Origin of the sequence: Nocardiopsis sp. TNDT3 (assembly GCF_003427465.1) — a bacterium.
Taxonomy (GTDB): Bacteria; Actinomycetota; Actinomycetes; order Streptosporangiales; family Streptosporangiaceae; genus Nocardiopsis; species Nocardiopsis dassonvillei.
In genome coordinates, this window is the sequence record NZ_QPFC01000652.1 from 1 (window position 1) to 2,310 (window position 2,310).

The following is a 2,310-nucleotide window of genomic DNA, read 5'->3' on the forward strand; positions in this document are numbered from 1 at the left end:
CTCCACTCCCCACGAAAGCCACAGAGGAGAAGCACATGTCCACCGAGGCCCGTGAGGCCCCCCAGGCCCCCGAGGACTCCCGGCGGGGGACGCTGAAGTCCGGCAAGGGGCGCCTGGGCGATCCGATCTTCAAGTGGGCCGTCGCGGCCTGCGGCACCCTCGTCCTGATCATCCTGGCGCTGATGGTCATCCGGACCACCAGCGAGGCCTGGCCGGTCTTCGCCAAGGAGGGCTTCTTCGGCTTCCTCCTCGGGGAGGACTGGCAGAGCGGCGGATCCCGCACGGAGATCACCGGCACCTACGGCGCCTGGCCCTTCATCTACGGCACCCTGGTCACGGCGACCATCGCGATCGCCATCGCGCTGCCGCTGGCGATCATGGTCGCCGTCTACCTGACCCACCTGGCCCCGCGCCGCCTCGCCAAGCCGCTGTCGTACACGGTCGAGCTGCTCGCCGCCGTGCCCAGCGTCATCTTCGGCCTCTGGGGCCTGCACTGGTTCCTGCCGAACGTGATGCGCCCCTTCTTCGTCTGGCTGGAGAGCACCTTCGGCTGGTTCTTCCTCTTCGAGGGACCGGTGCGCGGCGTCGGCTACCTGCCCGCGGGCATCGTGCTGGCCATCATGATCCTGCCGATCATGACGGCGCTCATCCGCGAGGTCGTCGTCGTCCAGCCGATCGAGCAGCAGATGGCCGCCTACGCCCTGGGCTCCACCCGGTGGGAGGTCATCACCAAGGTGATCCTGCCGGCCAGCTTCTCCGGGATCGTGGCCGCCGCCATGCTGGGACTGGGCCGCGCCCTCGGCGAGACCATCGCCGTGCTGATGCTGATCGGCGGAACCCAGGGGTGGAGCGGCAGCCTGTTCGGCACCGGAAGCAGCATGGCCTCGCACATCGCCGCGTCCTTCGGTGAGGCCTCGCCCGAGGTCCGGACGGCGCTGATGGCGATCGGCGTCGCCCTCTTCCTGGTCACGATGATCGTCAACATCCTGGCCCGCGTCATCGTCTGGCGCCTGGGGCAGTTCACGGGAGACTCCGCCGTATGAGCACAGCAACCACCACTCCTCCGGACGCCCGGCACACCCCCCTGAGCCAGCGCCCGCCCGGCTCCGGCTTCCGCAGGTTCAAGGACCGCTCTGCGTCGGTGGCACTGACCGCCGCGATGGTCCTGGCGATGATCCCGCTGGTCCTCATCATCTTCGAGGTCACCCGGCGCGGCATCGGCGTCGTCAACCTGGAGTTCTTCACCGAGACCGAGCCCCCGCCGCGGCGCGAGGGCGGCGGGTACGCGGCCGGGTTCTTCGGCACGCTCTACATCATGGCGCTCGCGGTCGTGATGTCGATCCCGTTCGGCATCGCCACGGCCGTCTACGTCGTGGAGTACGGTCCCAACCGCCTGACCGGCGCGATCCGCTTCTTCACCGACGTGATGACGGGCATCCCCTCGATCTTCGTCGGTCTGTTCGTGTACGGCCTGGTCGTCATCGGCTGGGGCCAGATGGGCTTCGGCACCTTCGCCGGTGCTCTGGCGATCGCCATGATGATGCTGCCGATCGTGACGCGGTCCGCGGAGGAGATGCTGCGGCTCGTGCCCAACGAGATGCGCAACGCCAGCTACGGCCTGGGCGCGCGCAAGTGGCAGACCATCGTGCACACGGTGCTGCCCGCCGCCGCCCCCGGCCTGACCACCGGTTCGATGCTGGCCGTCGCCCGCGGCATCGGCGAGACCGCCCCGCTGCTGCTGACCGCGTTCGGCACCGGCCTGGTCGTGACCGCCTTCCAGGGCGAGCCGCAGGGCGCCGTGCCGATGCAGCTGTACCGGGGCGCCATGCAGCCCTTCGAGGCCGGTATCGACCGCGCCTGGGGCGCCGCCCTGTGCCTGTTCCTGCTGGTGCTGCTGTTCACCGTGATCGCGCGGTGGATCGGCTCGCGGGCCTCCGTGGGCAGCCGCTGACAGCCCGACCCCGTGGGGCCGTGCGCCGGAGAGACCTCCGGTGCGCGGCCCCTTCGGCTCTGTCGGCGCCGACGTCCCGCCGGCTTCCCGAACCGCCCCCTCACCGGTAATCTTGCGCCGGACCCGCCACCGCGACTCCCTGGAGACGAACGCAGATGCCCGACACCAACGAGTACGCGACGACCTTCGCGTTCGTCGACGCCGACAGCGACGGCCGCATCTCCGCACAGGAGTACGCCGACCTGATGCACCGCCTCGGGGACAGCTGCACCGAGGAGCAGGCCCTGCGGGCGATCGGGGCCATGGACCAGGACGGCGACGGGCTGATCACCCTGGACGAGTTCACGGCCTACATGTCC

At 70.0% G+C, this 2,310-nt stretch carries 3 protein-coding genes; all 3 read left to right on the forward strand.

The window, feature by feature from the left end; all coding sequences use genetic code 11:
* The first annotated feature begins 35 nt into the window (after window positions 1-35).
* Entirely contained in the window at window positions 36-1,043 is a 1,008-nt protein-coding gene (gene pstC / locus DQW06_RS16485) for a phosphate ABC transporter permease subunit PstC (RefSeq protein ID WP_013156374.1), read from the forward strand.
* A complete protein-coding gene (gene pstA / locus DQW06_RS16490; protein ID WP_013156373.1) occupies window positions 1,040-1,951 on the forward strand; it encodes a phosphate ABC transporter permease PstA in 912 nt (303 codons plus the stop codon). The genes pstC and pstA overlap by 4 nt, the downstream gene beginning before the upstream one ends.
* A gap of 155 nt (window positions 1,952-2,106) precedes the next feature.
* Window positions 2,107-2,310, forward strand: a 204-nt coding sequence (locus tag DQW06_RS16495) for an EF-hand domain-containing protein (RefSeq protein WP_157983459.1), incomplete at its 3' end; no start/stop codon positions are given.

Coding starts and splice junctions, on each gene's coding strand:
- pstA (WP_013156373.1), top strand. CDS start 1,040: ATGAGCACAGCAACCACCACTCCTCCGGACGCCCGGCACACCCCCCTG.
- pstC (WP_013156374.1), top strand. CDS start 36: ATGTCCACCGAGGCCCGTGAGGCCCCCCAGGCCCCCGAGGACTCCCGG.